The sequence below is a fragment of the Ensifer sp. 1H6 genome, assembly GCF_001976035.1.
Classification (GTDB): Bacteria; Pseudomonadota; Alphaproteobacteria; order Rhizobiales; family Rhizobiaceae; genus Ensifer; species Ensifer canadensis.
The window spans coordinates 68,063-83,079 of record NZ_MOAI01000024.1 but is presented as its reverse complement, the minus strand read 5'-3'; the positions used below and the strand labels follow the sequence as shown (position 1 = coordinate 83,079).

Here is a 15,017-nt window from a genome sequence, read left to right as displayed (position 1 = left end):
GACCTGACCTCCCCTTATGCCCACTTGGAGAACACGGATGAGCAACAGCCACACCCAGCCGCCGCAAGCCTATAGTGAGTTCTCTGATGTGGTCGACCCGGCCATCTATGAGCCATTGCCCGACGATTGGCACATCGCCATTACCGATGTCGTCGACTCGACCTCGGCGATCAGGTCCGGGCGCTATGAGGACGTCAACTTTGCCGGCGCCTCCGCGATCGTCGCCTTCGGCAACGCCCGGGGGACGTTCGATTTTCCCTTCGTGTTTCGTGGCGACGGCGCGGCATTCGCCCTGCCGCCGGAGGCGGCCGCAACCGCGGCATCGACCTTGCGTCAGGTCGCGGCCTTTGCGAGCGACAGCCTTGGCCTGACGCTTCGAACCGGGTTGTTGTCCGTGCGCGAAGTCCGCGCCAACGGAAGCGATGTCAGGATCGCCCGCTACGCGGCATCGCAAGACGCCACCTATACCATGTTTGCCGGTGGCGGATTGAAATGGGCGGAACAGCAGATCAAGCGCGGGCGCTACCTGATAAGGCCGGACAGGGATACGACGCAACCGAACCTGACCGGTCTCCGGTGCGAATGGAAGCCGTTTCCCAGCCAGCGCGGTGAAATTCTCTCCTTGCTGGTAGAGCCGACCGAACAGACCGGCGCTCAGGACTTTGCCGCCCTGGCGAGAAGCGTCCTTGCCGTTCTCGAGGCCGGGCAGCGCCAGGCTCATCCGGTGCCGGAGGCGGTCGCGGTACCAAAGGATGAGCGGATGGATGTCGACCCGGCGCGCTGGTCGACGGTCGCGGCCAATTCGGATTTCCGCAAGTGCGATGACGGCTTGCGCCTGACGCTCGATTGCACGCATGAGCAGATCGACCGGGTCGAAGCCATCCTTGTCGCCGCCAGACAACGCGGCGAAGTCAGTTTCGGTCTACACCGCCAGTCTCATGCGCTGATGACCTGCCTGATCCCATCCGGCAGACCTGATTCACACCTACATTTTCTCGACGGAATGGACGGCGGCTATGCCAGGGCCGCGGAAATGCTGGCACCTGCCAAACAAGCTGCGGCGTGATTATTGGCGGGCGGCAAAGGCCATCCACTTTCATATCCACCTCCAGCAAACCGACATCCAGTAGATTCGCTAGGCAGTTGACAGAAACATCGCAAGCCCCGGACGGGGCCGTCCAAGCCCTCCATATCAAGCTTGCGATGGGCTACCGGATGCCGGCGCCCACAGCCGAGCCCTCACCCCGGTTTACCATTTCATTCTGTCGCGACCGCTCGTGAAGCATTCGACACCAGAGCGCGAGGGTCGCCAAGTGAAACAACCGAAAGCTCAGCCGCGACAGAACGACCCAATGAATGCGATTTTTCCGAATTAATCCAAAGTGATTGCAGAGATATCTTTCGGATGGGCGGGTCGAAAACAGCCACATTCGTAGCATCATTGAAATGAACGTTACCAAACGCAGCAGTGTAGTTGAATATTTGACCCACAAGGGAGGACATCATGCCTACCGTTATGGCTTATCACGATGTCAAAGACACCAAACACTGGCTCGCCTCGCCGCTCCGCAAGCAGATCTTCGAACCGATCGGCGTCACAAACATCCGCACATTTGTAGACCCTCAGGCATCCAACCGCGTCGGCTTGGTCATGGATGTTGCCGACATGGCAAAATTGGAGGCCTTCATGCAGACAAAAGCGGCAGCGGATGCGATGACGCATGATGGCGTGCTGCCCGAAACTCTGGTGTTACTCGTCCAATCCCAGTAACCGGGGTGCCGCATCCGACATCATGCCAAGACGGTCTTAAGGCGCTTGCGCCGATGTCTCGGCATCACAAAGGCCCCTCCGGGCAGGACACTCGTCCCAACCCAACCTGACGCAGGAGGATGATATGACGACATTGTTCGTAAGACACGAAGTCTTCGACTACGCGGCCTGGCGCAGGGTATACGATGCGTTTTCGCCGGTGCAGAAGGCAAACGGCGTTTTGGCGGAGGCGGTTTATCAAGCCCCTGACAATCCCAACGATGTTACCGTAACCCATGAGTTTGCCACGCTTGAAGCGGCTCAGGCGTTCGGCAACCTGGACGAATTGAAAACGGCAATGCGCAACGGCGGTGTGCAAGGCACGCCGACAGTGTGGTTTGCCAACAAGGCATGAGATAGCCCGGAGTGGCATCACCCCGCCTGCGCCATCGCCGGCTCGAAGCCGATTTCGTCGATGGTTCCGACCAGCACGATCTCGTCGCCGAGCGACCATTCGGCGGCCCGCGCCGCCATGTGCGCCGGGACCTTTTCCGAGCCGCCCGGCCCCGGTGGCACGTCATAGGTGGCGTGCGCGTCGTGGGCGAGGATCACCTGGAAGCCGAGGTCCATCGCCCGGCGCGCCGTTGCCGCCAAACACATTTCCGACAGCATGCCGCAGATGGCGATGGTTTCGACCCGATGGCTCCTCAGCCGCGCCTCCAGATCGGTGTCGTGAAAACCATCGTCGACGGACTTGCGCACGACCGTTTCACCGGGGCTCGCATCGAAGAACAACTGCCAGCCGTCCGTGCCCGGCTCGTCCGGCGCACCCTTTTCCCCGTCGTTCTGCACGAAGATGATGGGGACTGCCTTTTCGCGCGCGCGCTCAAGCAGCCGGCCGACGGCCCGCTGCAGCGACAGAAGATCCGGCACCGCATCCGCACCCGATATGAAGGCGCGCTGCACGTCGACGACCACAAGCGCCTCGGCCAGTTTGATGCCGTTCTCGCTCATCGTCTCAATCACTCCGCATAATCGACCGGCACCGCGGTGCCGCTCTTCAGGATCTCCATCGAGATAGACGCGGAAACGTCGAAGAGCTCCACCTTGCGCACGATCTGTTTGTAGACCACGTCGTAGTGTTCGACCCGCGGCAACACGACCTTGACGATATAGTCGTAGTTGCCGGTCAGGCGATGCGCCTCGACGATCTCGGGGATGTCGCTGATCGCCCGGCGAAATGTCTCGATCCACTCGTCGGAGTGATGCGCAGTCTTGATCATCGCGAACACGGTGGTCGGCACGCCCATGCGCTCGCGGTTGAGAACGACGATACGCTTGGCGATGTAACCTGCCTCTTCCAGCCGCTGGATGCGGCGCGAACAGGCGGACAGCGAAAGGTTCACCCGGTCGGCAAGTTCGCCGACGGCCATGCTCCCATCCTGCTGCAACAGCGTCAAAAGCTTCCTGTCTCTCTCGTCCAGCACGCTCACCACTCCCATTTCATCGAAACGATACGCTGCATATTTGCACAATCAACAGTCATTGCGCAATTCATTCGCGCTAAACGACCATTCTCGCGCCATCAAAGCGAACCATTGCGGACGAAGGTCCGGCATAGTTTCCCCATCGAAAACAGCTGGCCGCACTTCGGTGCGGATGGCGACAGGATCAGGGAAAGAAACGATGGAAATGCGCAAGATCGGTCTTATCGGCGGCATGAGCTTCGAAAGCTCGGTGGTCTATTACCGCATGGTCAACGAGGCCGTTCGCGAGCGGCTGGGCGCGCTGCATTCGGCCGAGGTGCTGCTGCACTCCGTCGACTTCCAGTCGATCGTCGACCTGCAGAAGGCCGGCCGCTGGGACGACGCCGCCAGGCGGCTTGCCGATGTTGCCCATGGGCTGAAGACGGCCGGTGCCGACTGCGTGCTGATCTGCACCAACACCATGCACCTGATCGCCGACGCCGTGCAGGCGGCCGTCGACATTCCGCTGATCAACATCATCGACGAGACCGGAGCCCGCCTCAAGGCCGCCGGCGTTCGCAAGCCGCTGCTGCTTGCCACCCGCTACACGATGGAGCACGGCTTTTACGCCGAGCGCATGAAGAGCCACGGCATCGAAGTGATGGTGCCCGACGCTGCTGGCCGCACGCTGACGCACAACATCATCTTCGACGAGCTTTGCGCCGGCAAGGTGCTGAGCCCTTCCCGCAAGGCGCTGATCGACCTGATCGACACGGCGGAGGCCGAAGGGGCCGATGCCGTCATCCTTGGCTGCACCGAGATCTGCCTGATCCTCGACCCGAAGAGCCTGCCGCTGCCGGGCTTCGACTCCACCGCGATCCACGCCGACGCCGCCGTCGAATTCGCCCTCGGCGTCGAGGATTTGCGCCGCGCCGCATAAGCCAGGATCGGGCGTTCCCCGATCCGCACCGACCGCAAACGAAAATGGCCTCCAGCCTGCGCTGTGGGCCATTTTCCGTTGATCCATGCGGCATGCTCGGTCCCTTACAGCGCCGCGCGTCTTATTAGACGCGCAAAGGTCGCTGTAGCACTTTGAATGGCTGCATGTTTTGATCCTTAAATCGAATAGGATTTAAGGAAACATGCAGTAGGCGCAATTGCCGCGCCGCGTGCTTGACGTTTGCCGCCGTTCAGGTGCGTCGGATGTTCAAGCCGTTTCCTGCCCGCTGCGTGGCCCGCGAAGGCCGATGCAGTTGCCCCAGGGGTCGCGAACCTGGCACATCCACAACCCGTCTTCGATCGCAAGCGGGCCGCGATAGAGCGGCGCGCCCAGACCGTTGAAATCGGCAAGCGCCCGGTCGAAATCCTCGACCTGCCAATAGACGACCGAACCGGCCGCGCCGCTCGCCACCTTCTCGTCCGCCGGCACGATTTCCAGATGGGTCGAACCGATCTTCAGATACTCGAAATCGAAGGCGTCCAGACGGCGACGTTCTGCGCTTGGGAAGGCGCGCTGATACCAGGAAAGCCCTGCATCCACATCGGCGACATGCACCAGAACCGCAGCCACAAATTCTGTCATCACAACACCTCGCCAACGCAAAGAACCATTTGAGGGTCGGCATTTCCGTCCCTCTACAGCGCCGCGCGTCCATGACGCGCAAAGGACGCCGTAACACCTTATATTTGCTGCATAATTCCTTAAATCGAATCCAACTTGAGGAATTATGCTGAGCGGGCCTTATACAGGGTTTGCACGCGGATGCGCGGTCTCGCGGTACGCTCAGGCGGGCACGGCGACAGCGCTTTCGGCGACCGGCTGCGCGCATATCGCCTGCCAGTCGCACTCCTTGAGGCCCGCGGCTGCAAAGGGGTCGATCAGCGTGCCCGAAACTATCGAGGCGAGCAGCGCCGGCGAAGGCGGAATGCGCGCGATCGTTGCCACCAGCCGGTCGCGCAGCCAGGCAAGCGCTGCGGAGTCCGATTGGTAGAAGGGCGTGAACGCCAGCGACAGCAGCTGGAACAGCGCCATATGGTTGCGCCTCGCCCGGCCATACGCGGCCAGCGCCGCGTCGATATCGTCGGTAAGCGACAAAGTGTGGGCAAGCGTCGCCGCATCGATCAGCGCCATGTTGGCGCCCTGCCCCAGTTGCGGGCTGGTCGAATGCGCGCTGTCGCCGACAAAAGCGACGCGGCCCGACGTCGGCGGGCGCAAGGTGCGGTGGGCATAGCGCGCCAGCGTCAGTTGGTCCCAATCGTCGATCTGGTCGAGCAGCGGCGCGCAATCCGGCCAGTAGTCGCGAATTGCCGCCTTCCATCTGTCCAGACCCGCCGCCTTCACGGCGTCGGCATCGCCGACCTTGACGCTCCAGAAGAAGGCAACATGGTCTCGCGCCTTCGGTCGCGCCCGGCCCGCCGGCAGGATGCCGATCATCACCTTGGCGCGGTCGTAGCGCTGTGTCAGTGCGTTTGGATCATGGGTCAGGCCGTCACTGTCGAGCGTCGCCCAGAAGGCGCCATAGGCAAGCTCGCGCACGCCGGGCGCCGTCGCGGCACCCGCCGCAATGGTCGAGCGGGCACCGGTCGCGTCGATGACGAGATCATAGCGCCCCGCCTCCTGGCCGGCGGCATCCGTCAGCACCGCCTTTTCGCCCGAGGTCTTGGCCGCGGTCAGCGTCATGCCGGTGCGAATGGCAATGCCGGCCGCTGTAACTGCATCATGCAACACGCCGAACAGCGCTGCGCGCTGAACGGCCAGCCCGAAGCGACCGCCCGCAAGCGCGTCATAGCGCACGTCGAGCACCGTGCGGCCGCTCCTGGCATCGGCGCCGTGCAGCCGGTCGATGCGGCTGCCGAGCGCCATGATCGGCTGAAGCAACCCGAGCGCGGCGAGCGCCGTCAGCCCCGTCGGCTGCAGCATCAGCCCGGAGCCGACCGGCGCGACGTCCGCGAAACGTTCCAGGATTTCAACGCGGTGGCCCTGCCGCGCAAGCAAAAGCGCCGAGGCAAGCCCGGCCGGCCCGGCGCCGGCAATACCGATATCGAGTCTCTTCATGCAGTCAGCAATAGCCGCTCAAGGCGCGCCGTCATAGGCCTGGCGCGAGGCGCGGATTGCCACATGGTTGGCAGCCGACCAATCGACAAAATGCTTCAGCAATTCGTGCAACGAGCGCCCGAGATCGGTCAGCGCATATTCCACGCTCGGCGGCTGCGTCGGAAAGACCGTGCGACTGATATAGCCGTCGCGCTGCAGGTCGCGCAGCGTCTGCGTCAGCATGCGCTGGGAGATATCGGGGATCAGCCGCCGAAGTTCCGAGAAGCGCAACGCCCCGTCGGCCAGCGACAGGATCATCAGCGAGTTCCACTTGCCGCCGATGTTGTCCATGACGTCGCGCACCGGGCAATTCTCGACATCCATCGGCACGCCGCAGACCATCGCCACGCGCTTGCCCTTCACATCACCACTGAGCTTGTTCATGGGCCGGTACCCTTTTTGTAACCACGGCAGAAAAAACTGCCTCCTTTACAGCTCTTACCAGATTACTAGATTAGAGCAACTCTCAAAAAGAGACCAACAACCGGCAGACGTGCTTTCCCTCCCGAAGCGTCGGCTGGCATCACAGAGAAAAAGGAAAAGTTCATGTCCGATACATTGCTCGTGACCGGCGCCACCGGCCAGCTCGGCAAGCTCGTGCTCGATGCGCTGCTTGCATCCGGCAAGGTCCAGCCGGCCAACATCATCGCCACCAGCCGCGATACGGCAAAGCTTTCCGACTATGTCGGCAAGGGCGTGCAGGCACGTGTCGCCGACTTCGACGATCCGGCCTCGCTCGACCGGGCCTTTGCCGGCGCCGACCGCATCCTGATCATCTCCACCGATGCGCTCGACCAGCCGGGCAAGCGCCTGCATCAGCATCTGGCAGCCGTCGCGGCCGCGAAGAAGGCCGGCGCCAAGCACATCCTCTACACCTCGATGCCGAACCCGGAGACCTCGGTCATCCCGTTTGCGCCCGATCATCTCGGCACCGAAAACGCCATCAAGGCAACCGGCATCCCCTACACGATCCTGCGCAACGGCTGGTATATGGAAAACCTGTTCATGGCGCTGCCGCATGCGCTGGAAACCGGACAGTGGTACTCGTCCTCGGGCAAGGGCCGCCTCGCCCACCTCGCCCGCGCCGATGCCGCAAAGGCCGCCGCAGCAGCCCTGCTTTCAGCCGGCGATGAAAGCCGCACGTTCACGCTGACCGGCCCGGAGCTGCGCTCGACCGACGAGATCGCCGCTCTCGTCTCCAAGGCTGCCGGCAAGCCGCTCGACGTCGTCCACATTTCCGACGACGCGCTGGCCGGCGGGCTGAAGGGCGCGGGCCTGCCCGACTTCCTCATCCCGATCGTCGTCTCCTTCGACGCCAACACCCGCGAGGGCCATATCGACATGGTGACGAGCGACGTGACGACCCTGACCGGCGCCACCCCCCTGCCGCTCACCGCCTTCCTCGAAGCCAGCAGGGCAAGACTTGCCGGCTGAATGGTAAGCGCCCTCATTCCTGTGCCTGTCACAGGAATCTAGCCAGCCCAAGTCTTTGGGCTGAAAGGTCTTTTGACCCGACAGACGTCGGGTCACTGGATCCCCGCCACAAGGGCGAGGATGAGAAGGACGGGATGTCTCTCGCATCAAACAGGGGATCTCGGTCGTTTGTCATCAGCCGGGCCGGCAAATGCCGGCTTTCGGTCCGCCAACACCCCATTGCTTCCAAGCTTTCCCCACGGCCTGCCCAATCTTCGCAGCCCTCTATCGTTATCGGACGGCCTCCACCGGCCCGACATCTCCCCGCACCGCGATCTCGGCCAGAACGAGAGCGCTGATGCCCGCGAGGAAGAAACCCGCCGACAGGTTCAGCGTCGTGCCGTTGTAAAAGGCGCCCAGACCGATGGCAAACAGGGTCGCGATCAGGCTCGATCCGGAGGCGATCAACGATGCGCCGAGGCCCGCAACCTGGCCAAGCGAGCGCATAGCCATGGCGTTCAGGTTGCCGAACAGCACCCCGACTGCAAAGAACGCCGCAAAGCCGAGCACCATCAGCACGGTCAGTGGCGGCCGTCCGCCCCAAAAAATGGATGCCGCCAGCATCATCAGTCCCGCCGTCGCCAGCCCGACAAAACCATAGCGTGCCATTGTCTCCGCCCCAAAGCGCTGCACAAGTTTTGCGTTGAGGAACGAAGCAAGCCCGATCCCTGTGGCCAGCATCGCAAAATACAATGGGAAGGTTTGTCCGATCCCATAGGCATCGAAGAAGAGATCGGCCGCCGTGCTGAGGTAAAGGAGCTGCGCACCGAAGACGAGCCCGGTCGCCACGATCAGCAGCGTCACGCGCCGATTTGACAGGATACGCCGCCCGTTCGACAGCAGAAGCCTCGGACGAAAGGGAATGCGTTTCCCGGCCGGCAATGTTTCCGGTTGCCGCATGACCAGCCACAACCCGAGAAGGCCTGCCACAGCGAGATAGACCACGAAGACGCTGCGCCAGCCGCCGACCGCGATGATACCCTGCGCCAACGTCGGAGCCAGCATCGGCACGAGAATGAAGAGCGTGAACATGAATGACATGACGCGGGCCATGGCATCGCCCTCGAACTGGTCGCGGATCATCGCCCGCGTGGCGATCTTCGGTCCGGAGACGCCGACCCCCTGAAGAAATCGGCCGAGAATCACCATTTCGAGTGAGCCTGCCACCATGGCGATGACCGTACCGAGCGCATAGACGCCAAGGCCCAGAACAAGCGCTTTCTTTCGTCCCATCGCGTCGGAGAGCGGGCCCAGCAGCAACTCTCCGAACGCCATGCCGAGGATGAAAAGCGATATGATGTGCTGGGTAGAGAGCGGCGGCGCAACGCCGACATCGGCCCCGATCTGACGCAAGCCCGGCAACAGCGCATCGATGCTGATGGAGGTTAGCGAGGTCAGAAGGGCATAGAGAGCGATACGCTCGCGGAAACTGGTGGGAGATGTCATTAGCCGCACACAAAGGAAAAGATAGGCTCGACCTATAGCAGTCAAGCCGCAGGTTTGCGCGCGCCAGTCGCAAGACTCGTTCGAGAAACTTTGCTCCTGAAAGTTCAGCGTCTCGGTTTCACGGCGCTCAGGAGTTCAGGTGGGAGGCATCCGCCAGGCTGATGACTGCCCGATTTCGGAAGAAATCGTCCTGGCGCAGATGCGTGATGCTCCCGGATTTTGCCGGGAAACTCAGGAAGCCCGAGGCATCGATCGGTATCTTCATCCACGCGGCAAGGACCAGCGTGAGTGTAAAGCCATGGGTCACGATGATCTGTGTCTCGCAAGGCCGCTCGACGATCGCGTTCACGCAAGGGTAGACACGGGCTGCCACGTCGCGCCGGGTTTCCGCGCCATCGATGCCGCAATGGTAATCGAGCCGGTTGTCGTCCGGCGCCGGGCTATACCGTGCGTCGAGCCACGCCTGGGGTTTGCCGCCCGCCACACCGTAGCTGATTTCCCTGAGATCGGCGGTCTCCGTCACCGGCCGCTGGAAGCGCTTTGCAATGGCAGCCGCCGTCTGCGATGCGCGGCGAAGATCCGAGCTATGGATCTCCACCTCGTTCCCGCCGATGAGGTCCAGCAGCTGCTCGGCAGTTGCCGCCGCGTCCTCGTGGCCGCGAGTTGTCAGGTCGGTGTCGTACCAGCCTCCCACCTTGTCCTCTTCGTGGTGGATGGATTGAGTGTGGGTGACGACGAAAATGTCTTTCATATCGGCAATCTCATGAATTTCGCCTCGTCGGTCCGGTTTTCGCGACACAGCAACTGCATGGCGCGCCTTAAATCGGAATCGATCGACGGAGAAAATTATGCAGAAATTTTAAAATGTTACAGCGCCGCGCGGCGCTGCAAGAGTGAACATTCCGCCATGCCAGCGCTTGCGGAATACGTCGCGAAACTCGCGACGTCCCCATGGGCTCCGCGCCCGCCTGCCGCTCTGAATGGCGCGCCCGTCAGGGACTGCGTCGCCTGCAAATGGTGGCTTCAAACCGTCTGGCCGCAGGCGCGGCGGAAGCGGCGCACGGTTTCGGCCATGCCATACTCCAGCGCATCTGCCGTCAGGCCATGGCCGATCGACACTTCGGCGAGGTTGGGGATGTGCCTGGCGAGCAGCGGCAGATTGGCGACTGTCAGGTCGTGCCCGGCATTGACCTCGAGCCCGAGGCTGGCGGCGATTTCCGCCGTGCGGCCGAGTTCGGCGGCAATCTTTTCCGCCTTCTCGGGGTCGTCATAGCAACCGCCATAGGGGCCGGTATAAAGCTCGATGCGGTCGGCACCCGTCTCCTTGGCAATGCGTAGCGCCTCGGTGTCCTCGTCGCCATCGGCAAACAGCGAAACGCGAAAGCCCTTTTTCTTCAGCCGACCAACGACGCTGCCGAGCAGGTTGTGGTTCTTGCGGAAGTCCCAGCCATGGTCTGAGGTCGCCTGCGCCGGATCGTCAGGTACCAGCGTCACCTGTTCCGGCTCGTGCGTTTCGACGAGGCGTAGAAACTCCTCGTTCGGGTAGCCTTCCATGTTGAACTCGGTCGCTGAGAATTCGTCGTCGATGAGATCGCGGATCGGCTGCAGATCGGAGAAGCGCACATGGCGCTGGTCGGGGCGCGGATGCACCGTCAGCCCGCTTGCGCCGGCTTCAAGAGCAATGCGGCCGAGCGCAGTGACGGACGGCCAGGGAAGATCGCGCCGGTTGCGCAGCATGGCAACGGCATTCAGATTCACGGACAGTTTTGCGGGCATGTCGGAACTTTCCAGAGGCGGGCAATGTCAATGCAATGTTCTACTGCATAATTGTAAAAACAGAAAACAGTTTGGACCAAGATTATGCAGCAATTCCAAAGAGTACGTTCGCCAGCGAAAGTCGGCTCCGGCGTCGCTTGTTTGCCGGCCATGCCTTGACGAAACCTTGACATTAGTGGGGCCTAACATGCAGTGCGTCCAGCAAGACCCATCAACCAAGGCAAAAACCGATGCGGATGTCGGCGATGCAAGGTCGCAAAAGACGCACCGCTACGTTCTGTCACAGGGGACGGTCGCAATTTTGAGTTTATTTCAGATAAATCTCAAATTTGGGGTCAAGCATCCTGACAACAGCTTTTTTTGAGCCTAAATTTCCGAATCATATCGAATTGCGGCAGATCTGCCCTTCGATCTCTTTCATAAAGTTTCGCGACGAATGAACCTGGAGCAACAATTGATGATGGCGGTCGAAAGACCCTGCGACGAGACGATACGGCAAAACCTTCGCCGTATCCTCGAGAGCAAGTCTTTCGCGCGTTCCGAACGCCTGCGCGCTTTTCTCGCCTATGTGGTCGAAAAGGAGATGATCGGCGAAGGCCCGCAATTGAAGGGCTATTCGATCGCCATCGACGTCTTCGACGCCCTCAGGCGTTCAATGCCGACAGCGATCCGCTGGTGCGGGTGCATGCCGGCAAGCTGCGCAAATTGCTCAAGGCCTATTACGAGACCGATGGCGCCGAGGACGAATGGCATCTGGTCATTCCCAAGGGCACCTATGTACCGGAATACAGCCGCCGGCAGATCGATGCGGCCTGCCCCGCCGAGCCACAGACGCGCCAGCCGAAGCTGACGCGCAAGCGCCTCCCCGGCCAGAAGACGGCCTGGCCGCCGGCACCGTTGTCTTCGCCGCTGGCTGTGCTGTCGGTGCTGCCGCTTTTGTTGTTTGCGCCGCTGCCTTCACCGGAAATGACGATGGACATCGATGCGCAGGCGAAGCTCTTCAACGGCCGCCATTCGATCGAGCGCGTGCTGCCCTCCGTCAACGTCGCCATATCGGGAGACCAGAACGCCGACGTCAAAGCCTTCGCCGTCGCCCTTCGCGCCGCCGCTCAGCGCCACCGGACACTGGCGCGCGCCACCGACGGCGACGCCGGACGGCCGGTATCGCGCAATGCGGCGCTGTCGTTTTCGCTCGAGCTGACCTGGTACGACGCGCCTGCGGCCGGTGTGCGCGTTACGCTCAAGCATGATGGCGAAGGCGTGCCGCTGCGGCAGGATTTCATCACAAGCGAACGATTGAAGAGTGAGCCCGATCTGCTGTTTGAAAGCATGTCGCTGGCATCCGAACTGTTTTCCCTCGATGGCGAGATCTACACCCATGCGAGCGAAGAACAGATCCAGAGCCCGCTGATGGATTGCATGACGGCAACCGCCCAGTATCGCAAGCTGCTGACCCGCGGCAGCTTCGAAAGCGCCTGGTCCTGCCAGCAAAAACTGGCACCGCTGCGCGGCGACGAGCCGCTGTTCATCCTCAGCGCAAACAGCCCACTCCGGGTCATCGGCCACTGACGGAAAACCATGCTGCCTGCGTCCTAAGCGGCCCGCCAGCATGGCCCAAACCAGCACTTCCCCTGCAATATTCAGGACTATTCATATATGTGATTCGCGTATACGGTGTGGCCATGCGTTGGGAATTGGTGCCTGGTTGCTCGTCAGGCAAGCACAATTGTCAGCAGTAGCCGCGCCCTTCGCGGTGTGCCCCAGCCGAGCAGCAGTCGCTATCGTCGACCATCGACGGTTGCATTGGAGCGCGGATCGCTTCCGCTCCGGTCATACCGTGCGATCGCGACGGGTTCCTGATGCCTGCGGCATAATTCCGTAAATCGGCAGCGATATCGGGATCAATTATGCAGCAAATCGAAGCGTGACGGCTGCCTTCGCCCCCTTGAACAGGCGCGCGGCACTGTCAAACGGGGATCATCGATATGCCGCGAGACCACTGGAAGTACGAGGGCGCGCTGGCGGCGCCGGAGCGCACCGGCTACCTGCCCAGACTGCCGCTTCCCCATCACGATCCCTCAAGCCCGCTTGCAATCGCCGATATGGCCGATGCCTTCGGCGTCACCCACCGCACCCTGCATTTCTATGAGGAGAAGGGCCTGCTGACCGCCGCCCGCATGGGGCCGATGCGGGTCTATGGACCGGACCACATCCGCCGCATGGCCGTCATCAACGCCTGCCGTGAAATCGACATGCCGATCGCGGCCATCCAGGAACTGCTCGCTGGTCTTGCCGGCGCCGACGACCAGACAGAGGCCGACCGGCTGTTCAAGGAAGCGCTGTTGTCACGACGCCGGGAACTGGCGGCGCAACAATCCAACCTGCGGCGCCAGATGCAGCGCATCGCCGAACTGCTGGAAAACGAAGCTGAACAGGGCGAGGCCTCGTCCGATGACGCCGAAAACGTGCATCTCTCGCCGATCGAGAGCGAATGCCTCACATTCATGGCCGAAGGTTACCCGGCTGCACGCATCGCCCGGCTGATGGAGATGGATCTGGCCGCAGCGCTGACGCTCGAGGCCGGCATCATCCGCAAGTTCAACGCCCACAACCGCTTCCAGGCCATCGCCAAGGCGGTGCTATCAGGCATGATCGCCGCGGAATAACCAGGCGCGACGCTTCGCGCTATCGGACGTATCTAGCCGAGATCCCGCGCTGGTCACGGGGATGAAGCATCGCGGTGTCGAAATTCCCGTCGCCGAAAAGGGCATCGTGAGGGGGCAATTCTCCCTGGATCATCGACAATGTGATGTCTTCAGCGCCACGCTCATGTTACGAGGCGCTTGAACGATGCAATGAGAGACGACCCCGATGCTTCCCTGGATCCTGCTAGACCGCGCAACCATTCCCGGTGATGGCGACGAGTTGCGCCTGAAGAGCCGCGGCAGCGAATTTTCCATCATGCTCGGCTCGACGGAATTGATGAACAGCCGGCTGAGCGGATCGGAAGAGGCGCTGGCGACGCTGAGCTGTGAGCGGATTGCCTGCCGGAAGAATGCCCGCATGCTGATCGGCGGCCTCGGCATGGGGTTTACCTTGCGGGCCGCATTGGGCGCGCTGCCTGATGATGCCAGGGTGGTGGTCGCAGAGCTCGTGCCAGCTGTCGTCGAGTGGGCGCGCGGACCGATGGCGGATCTCCACCAAGGCACGCTCGACGATCCACGCGTCGACATCCATGTCGGCGATGTCGGCGCGCTGATCCGATCGAAGACCGCCGCTTACGATGCCATCCTGCTCGATGTCGACAATGGTCCGGATGGCTTGACGCGCGCCTCCAACGACAGCCTCTACAACCACACCGGCCTTCGCGCGGCCAAGGCTGCCCTGCGCCCAAACGGCGTGCTTGCCGTCTGGTCATCGGCGCCGGACAGCGCCTTTACGCGCCGCTTGCGCGAAGTCGGCTTTGCCACCGACGAGGTGAATGTGCGCGCCAACGGCAAGCGTGGTGGTGCCCGCCATGTCCTGTGGATGGCGACCAAGCGCTAGCAAAGAGCAGAAAGAGCGGCGCGCGCTTCAGATCCGGCCGCGGCGCGACGGAGCCAAGAAAAACGCCGCGCTATTCGACAGTCACCCGTTGCGAAAAGCGCGGCTTGAGACCGAGATCGGATCGTCGCACGGGTCCTTCGCGTTGGCGAAGACATAGCCATCGGCCTGATGGATGGCCCCAAACACCAGCCCTTCGGCAGCGCAGCGCTCGCAGAAGGCTTCGACGTCTCTCACGTCGAATACCAGCTTGACCAGCGACTGGCCGCGCCGCTGTCCCTTGGCCGCCGGGTGGATCATCAGGTTGGCCCCGCCTTCCCCGCAGATCAGCTCGATGATCCGGTCGCCCGCCTCGTCGCATGCTTGAAAGCCGAAGTGCTTCTCGTAGAAGCGGACGGTCGCCTCGACGTCTTGGGCGTAAATGATGATCCTGTTGATCGGCACTGAAATCTCCCTCGATCGAAGACTT

General features: G+C 62.0%; 16 protein-coding genes and 1 pseudogene. 8 read left to right on the top strand and 9 right to left on the bottom strand.

All coding sequences use genetic code 11. The features are described 5' to 3' along the window. Positions 1–37: 37 nt before the first annotated feature. From BKP54_RS24770 to BKP54_RS24760, 3 genes are all read left to right on the top strand, one after another. A complete protein-coding gene (locus BKP54_RS24770) occupies positions 38–1,066 on the top strand; it encodes a DUF3095 family protein (RefSeq protein WP_025427622.1) in 1,029 nt (342 codons plus the stop codon). 438 nt (positions 1,067–1,504) lie between these two features. Beyond that, the gene (locus tag BKP54_RS24765; RefSeq protein ID WP_025427623.1) at positions 1,505–1,771 is read left to right on the top strand and encodes a hypothetical protein; all 267 of its coding nucleotides are present in this window, start codon (positions 1,505–1,507) and stop codon (positions 1,769–1,771) included. A 124-nt stretch (positions 1,772–1,895) separates the two neighbouring features. Next, entirely contained in the window at positions 1,896–2,165 is a 270-nt protein-coding gene (locus tag BKP54_RS24760) for an antibiotic biosynthesis monooxygenase (protein WP_025427624.1), read from the top strand. A gap of 17 nt (positions 2,166–2,182) precedes the next feature. Here the strand turns inward: BKP54_RS24760 and BKP54_RS24755 are convergent, their stop codons facing one another. Further along, the gene (locus BKP54_RS24755; RefSeq protein ID WP_038577231.1) at positions 2,183–2,764 is read right to left on the bottom strand and encodes an isochorismatase family protein; all 582 of its coding nucleotides are present in this window, start codon (positions 2,762–2,764) and stop codon (positions 2,183–2,185) included. A gap of 8 nt (positions 2,765–2,772) precedes the next feature. After that, complete coding sequence (locus BKP54_RS24750) at positions 2,773–3,237, bottom strand: Lrp/AsnC family transcriptional regulator (protein WP_025427626.1); 465 nt, start codon at positions 3,235–3,237, stop codon at positions 2,773–2,775. 199 nt (positions 3,238–3,436) lie between these two features. Between BKP54_RS24750 and BKP54_RS24745 the strand changes: the two genes are divergently transcribed. Further along, positions 3,437–4,156, top strand: coding sequence for an aspartate/glutamate racemase family protein (locus tag BKP54_RS24745; RefSeq protein WP_025427627.1), 720 nt, complete (start codon positions 3,437–3,439; stop codon positions 4,154–4,156). 267 nt (positions 4,157–4,423) lie between these two features. Here the strand turns inward: BKP54_RS24745 and BKP54_RS24740 are convergent, their stop codons facing one another. The 3 genes from BKP54_RS24740 to BKP54_RS24730 form a co-directional block, all read right to left on the bottom strand. Continuing rightward, complete coding sequence (locus tag BKP54_RS24740) at positions 4,424–4,798, bottom strand: VOC family protein (RefSeq protein WP_025427628.1); 375 nt, start codon at positions 4,796–4,798, stop codon at positions 4,424–4,426. A gap of 201 nt (positions 4,799–4,999) precedes the next feature. After that, positions 5,000–6,271 (bottom strand): NAD(P)/FAD-dependent oxidoreductase, encoded by a 1,272-nt coding sequence (locus tag BKP54_RS24735; protein ID WP_025427629.1) that lies wholly within the window; start codon positions 6,269–6,271, stop codon positions 5,000–5,002. 18 nt (positions 6,272–6,289) lie between these two features. Then, entirely contained in the window at positions 6,290–6,694 is a 405-nt protein-coding gene (locus BKP54_RS24730) for a helix-turn-helix domain-containing protein (RefSeq protein ID WP_025427630.1), read from the bottom strand. Positions 6,695–6,856: 162 nt separating this feature from the next. Here BKP54_RS24730 and BKP54_RS24725 point away from each other — a divergent pair, with 162 nt between their 5' ends. Then, complete coding sequence (locus BKP54_RS24725; RefSeq protein WP_025427631.1) at positions 6,857–7,744, top strand: NmrA family NAD(P)-binding protein; 888 nt, start codon at positions 6,857–6,859, stop codon at positions 7,742–7,744. A gap of 270 nt (positions 7,745–8,014) precedes the next feature. On the opposite strand, the gene BKP54_RS24720 is transcribed toward BKP54_RS24725, so the two are convergent. The 3 genes from BKP54_RS24720 to BKP54_RS24710 form a co-directional block, all read right to left on the bottom strand. Next, positions 8,015–9,229, bottom strand: coding sequence for a multidrug effflux MFS transporter (locus BKP54_RS24720; RefSeq protein WP_025427632.1), 1,215 nt, complete (start codon positions 9,227–9,229; stop codon positions 8,015–8,017). Between the two features lie 127 nt (positions 9,230–9,356). Then, positions 9,357–9,980: a histidine phosphatase family protein gene (locus BKP54_RS24715; protein ID WP_025427633.1), complete on the bottom strand. Its 624-nt coding sequence runs from the start codon at positions 9,978–9,980 to the stop codon at positions 9,357–9,359. A 272-nt stretch (positions 9,981–10,252) separates the two neighbouring features. Next, the gene (locus BKP54_RS24710; RefSeq protein ID WP_025427634.1) at positions 10,253–11,005 is read right to left on the bottom strand and encodes a pyridoxine 5'-phosphate synthase; all 753 of its coding nucleotides are present in this window, start codon (positions 11,003–11,005) and stop codon (positions 10,253–10,255) included. Positions 11,006–11,462: 457 nt separating this feature from the next. Between BKP54_RS24710 and BKP54_RS24705 the strand changes: the two are divergent. The 3 genes and pseudogenes from BKP54_RS24705 to BKP54_RS24695 all read left to right on the top strand — a co-directional run bounded on the left by BKP54_RS24705 (position 11,463) and on the right by BKP54_RS24695 (position 14,551). Next, a pseudogene (locus BKP54_RS24705) lies at positions 11,463–12,574 on the top strand (hypothetical protein). Positions 12,575–12,990: 416 nt separating this feature from the next. Then, the gene (locus BKP54_RS24700) at positions 12,991–13,671 is read left to right on the top strand and encodes a MerR family transcriptional regulator (protein ID WP_025427636.1); all 681 of its coding nucleotides are present in this window, start codon (positions 12,991–12,993) and stop codon (positions 13,669–13,671) included. A gap of 205 nt (positions 13,672–13,876) precedes the next feature. After that, the gene (locus BKP54_RS24695) at positions 13,877–14,551 is read left to right on the top strand and encodes an MnmC family methyltransferase (RefSeq protein WP_025427637.1); all 675 of its coding nucleotides are present in this window, start codon (positions 13,877–13,879) and stop codon (positions 14,549–14,551) included. 81 nt (positions 14,552–14,632) lie between these two features. Here BKP54_RS24695 and BKP54_RS24690 read toward each other — a convergent pair whose 3' ends face one another. Continuing rightward, entirely contained in the window at positions 14,633–14,992 is a 360-nt protein-coding gene (locus BKP54_RS24690; RefSeq protein ID WP_025427638.1) for a VOC family protein, read from the bottom strand. Between the last annotated feature and the right edge of the window lie 25 nt (positions 14,993–15,017).

What these genes read in the sequence shown, in the direction of transcription:
- BKP54_RS24770 (WP_025427622.1), top strand. Translation starts at nt 38, where the DNA reads ATGAGCAACAGCCACACCCAGCCGCCGCAAGCCTATAGTGAGTTCTCT.
- BKP54_RS24765 (WP_025427623.1), top strand. Translation starts at nt 1,505, where the DNA reads ATGCCTACCGTTATGGCTTATCACGATGTCAAAGACACCAAACACTGG.
- BKP54_RS24760 (WP_025427624.1), top strand. Translation starts at nt 1,896, where the DNA reads ATGACGACATTGTTCGTAAGACACGAAGTCTTCGACTACGCGGCCTGG.
- BKP54_RS24755 (WP_038577231.1), bottom strand. Translation starts at nt 2,764, where the DNA reads ATGAGCGAGAACGGCATCAAACTGGCCGAGGCGCTTGTGGTCGTCGAC.
- BKP54_RS24745 (WP_025427627.1), top strand. Translation starts at nt 3,437, where the DNA reads ATGGAAATGCGCAAGATCGGTCTTATCGGCGGCATGAGCTTCGAAAGC.
- BKP54_RS24740 (WP_025427628.1), bottom strand. Translation starts at nt 4,798, where the DNA reads ATGACAGAATTTGTGGCTGCGGTTCTGGTGCATGTCGCCGATGTGGAT.
- BKP54_RS24735 (WP_025427629.1), bottom strand. Translation starts at nt 6,271, where the DNA reads ATGAAGAGACTCGATATCGGTATTGCCGGCGCCGGGCCGGCCGGGCTT.
- BKP54_RS24730 (WP_025427630.1), bottom strand. Translation starts at nt 6,694, where the DNA reads ATGAACAAGCTCAGTGGTGATGTGAAGGGCAAGCGCGTGGCGATGGTC.
- BKP54_RS24725 (WP_025427631.1), top strand. Translation starts at nt 6,857, where the DNA reads ATGTCCGATACATTGCTCGTGACCGGCGCCACCGGCCAGCTCGGCAAG.
- BKP54_RS24720 (WP_025427632.1), bottom strand. Translation starts at nt 9,229, where the DNA reads ATGACATCTCCCACCAGTTTCCGCGAGCGTATCGCTCTCTATGCCCTT.
- BKP54_RS24715 (WP_025427633.1), bottom strand. Translation starts at nt 9,980, where the DNA reads ATGAAAGACATTTTCGTCGTCACCCACACTCAATCCATCCACCACGAA.
- BKP54_RS24710 (WP_025427634.1), bottom strand. Translation starts at nt 11,005, where the DNA reads ATGCCCGCAAAACTGTCCGTGAATCTGAATGCCGTTGCCATGCTGCGC.
- BKP54_RS24700 (WP_025427636.1), top strand. Translation starts at nt 12,991, where the DNA reads ATGCCGCGAGACCACTGGAAGTACGAGGGCGCGCTGGCGGCGCCGGAG.
- BKP54_RS24695 (WP_025427637.1), top strand. Translation starts at nt 13,877, where the DNA reads ATGCTTCCCTGGATCCTGCTAGACCGCGCAACCATTCCCGGTGATGGC.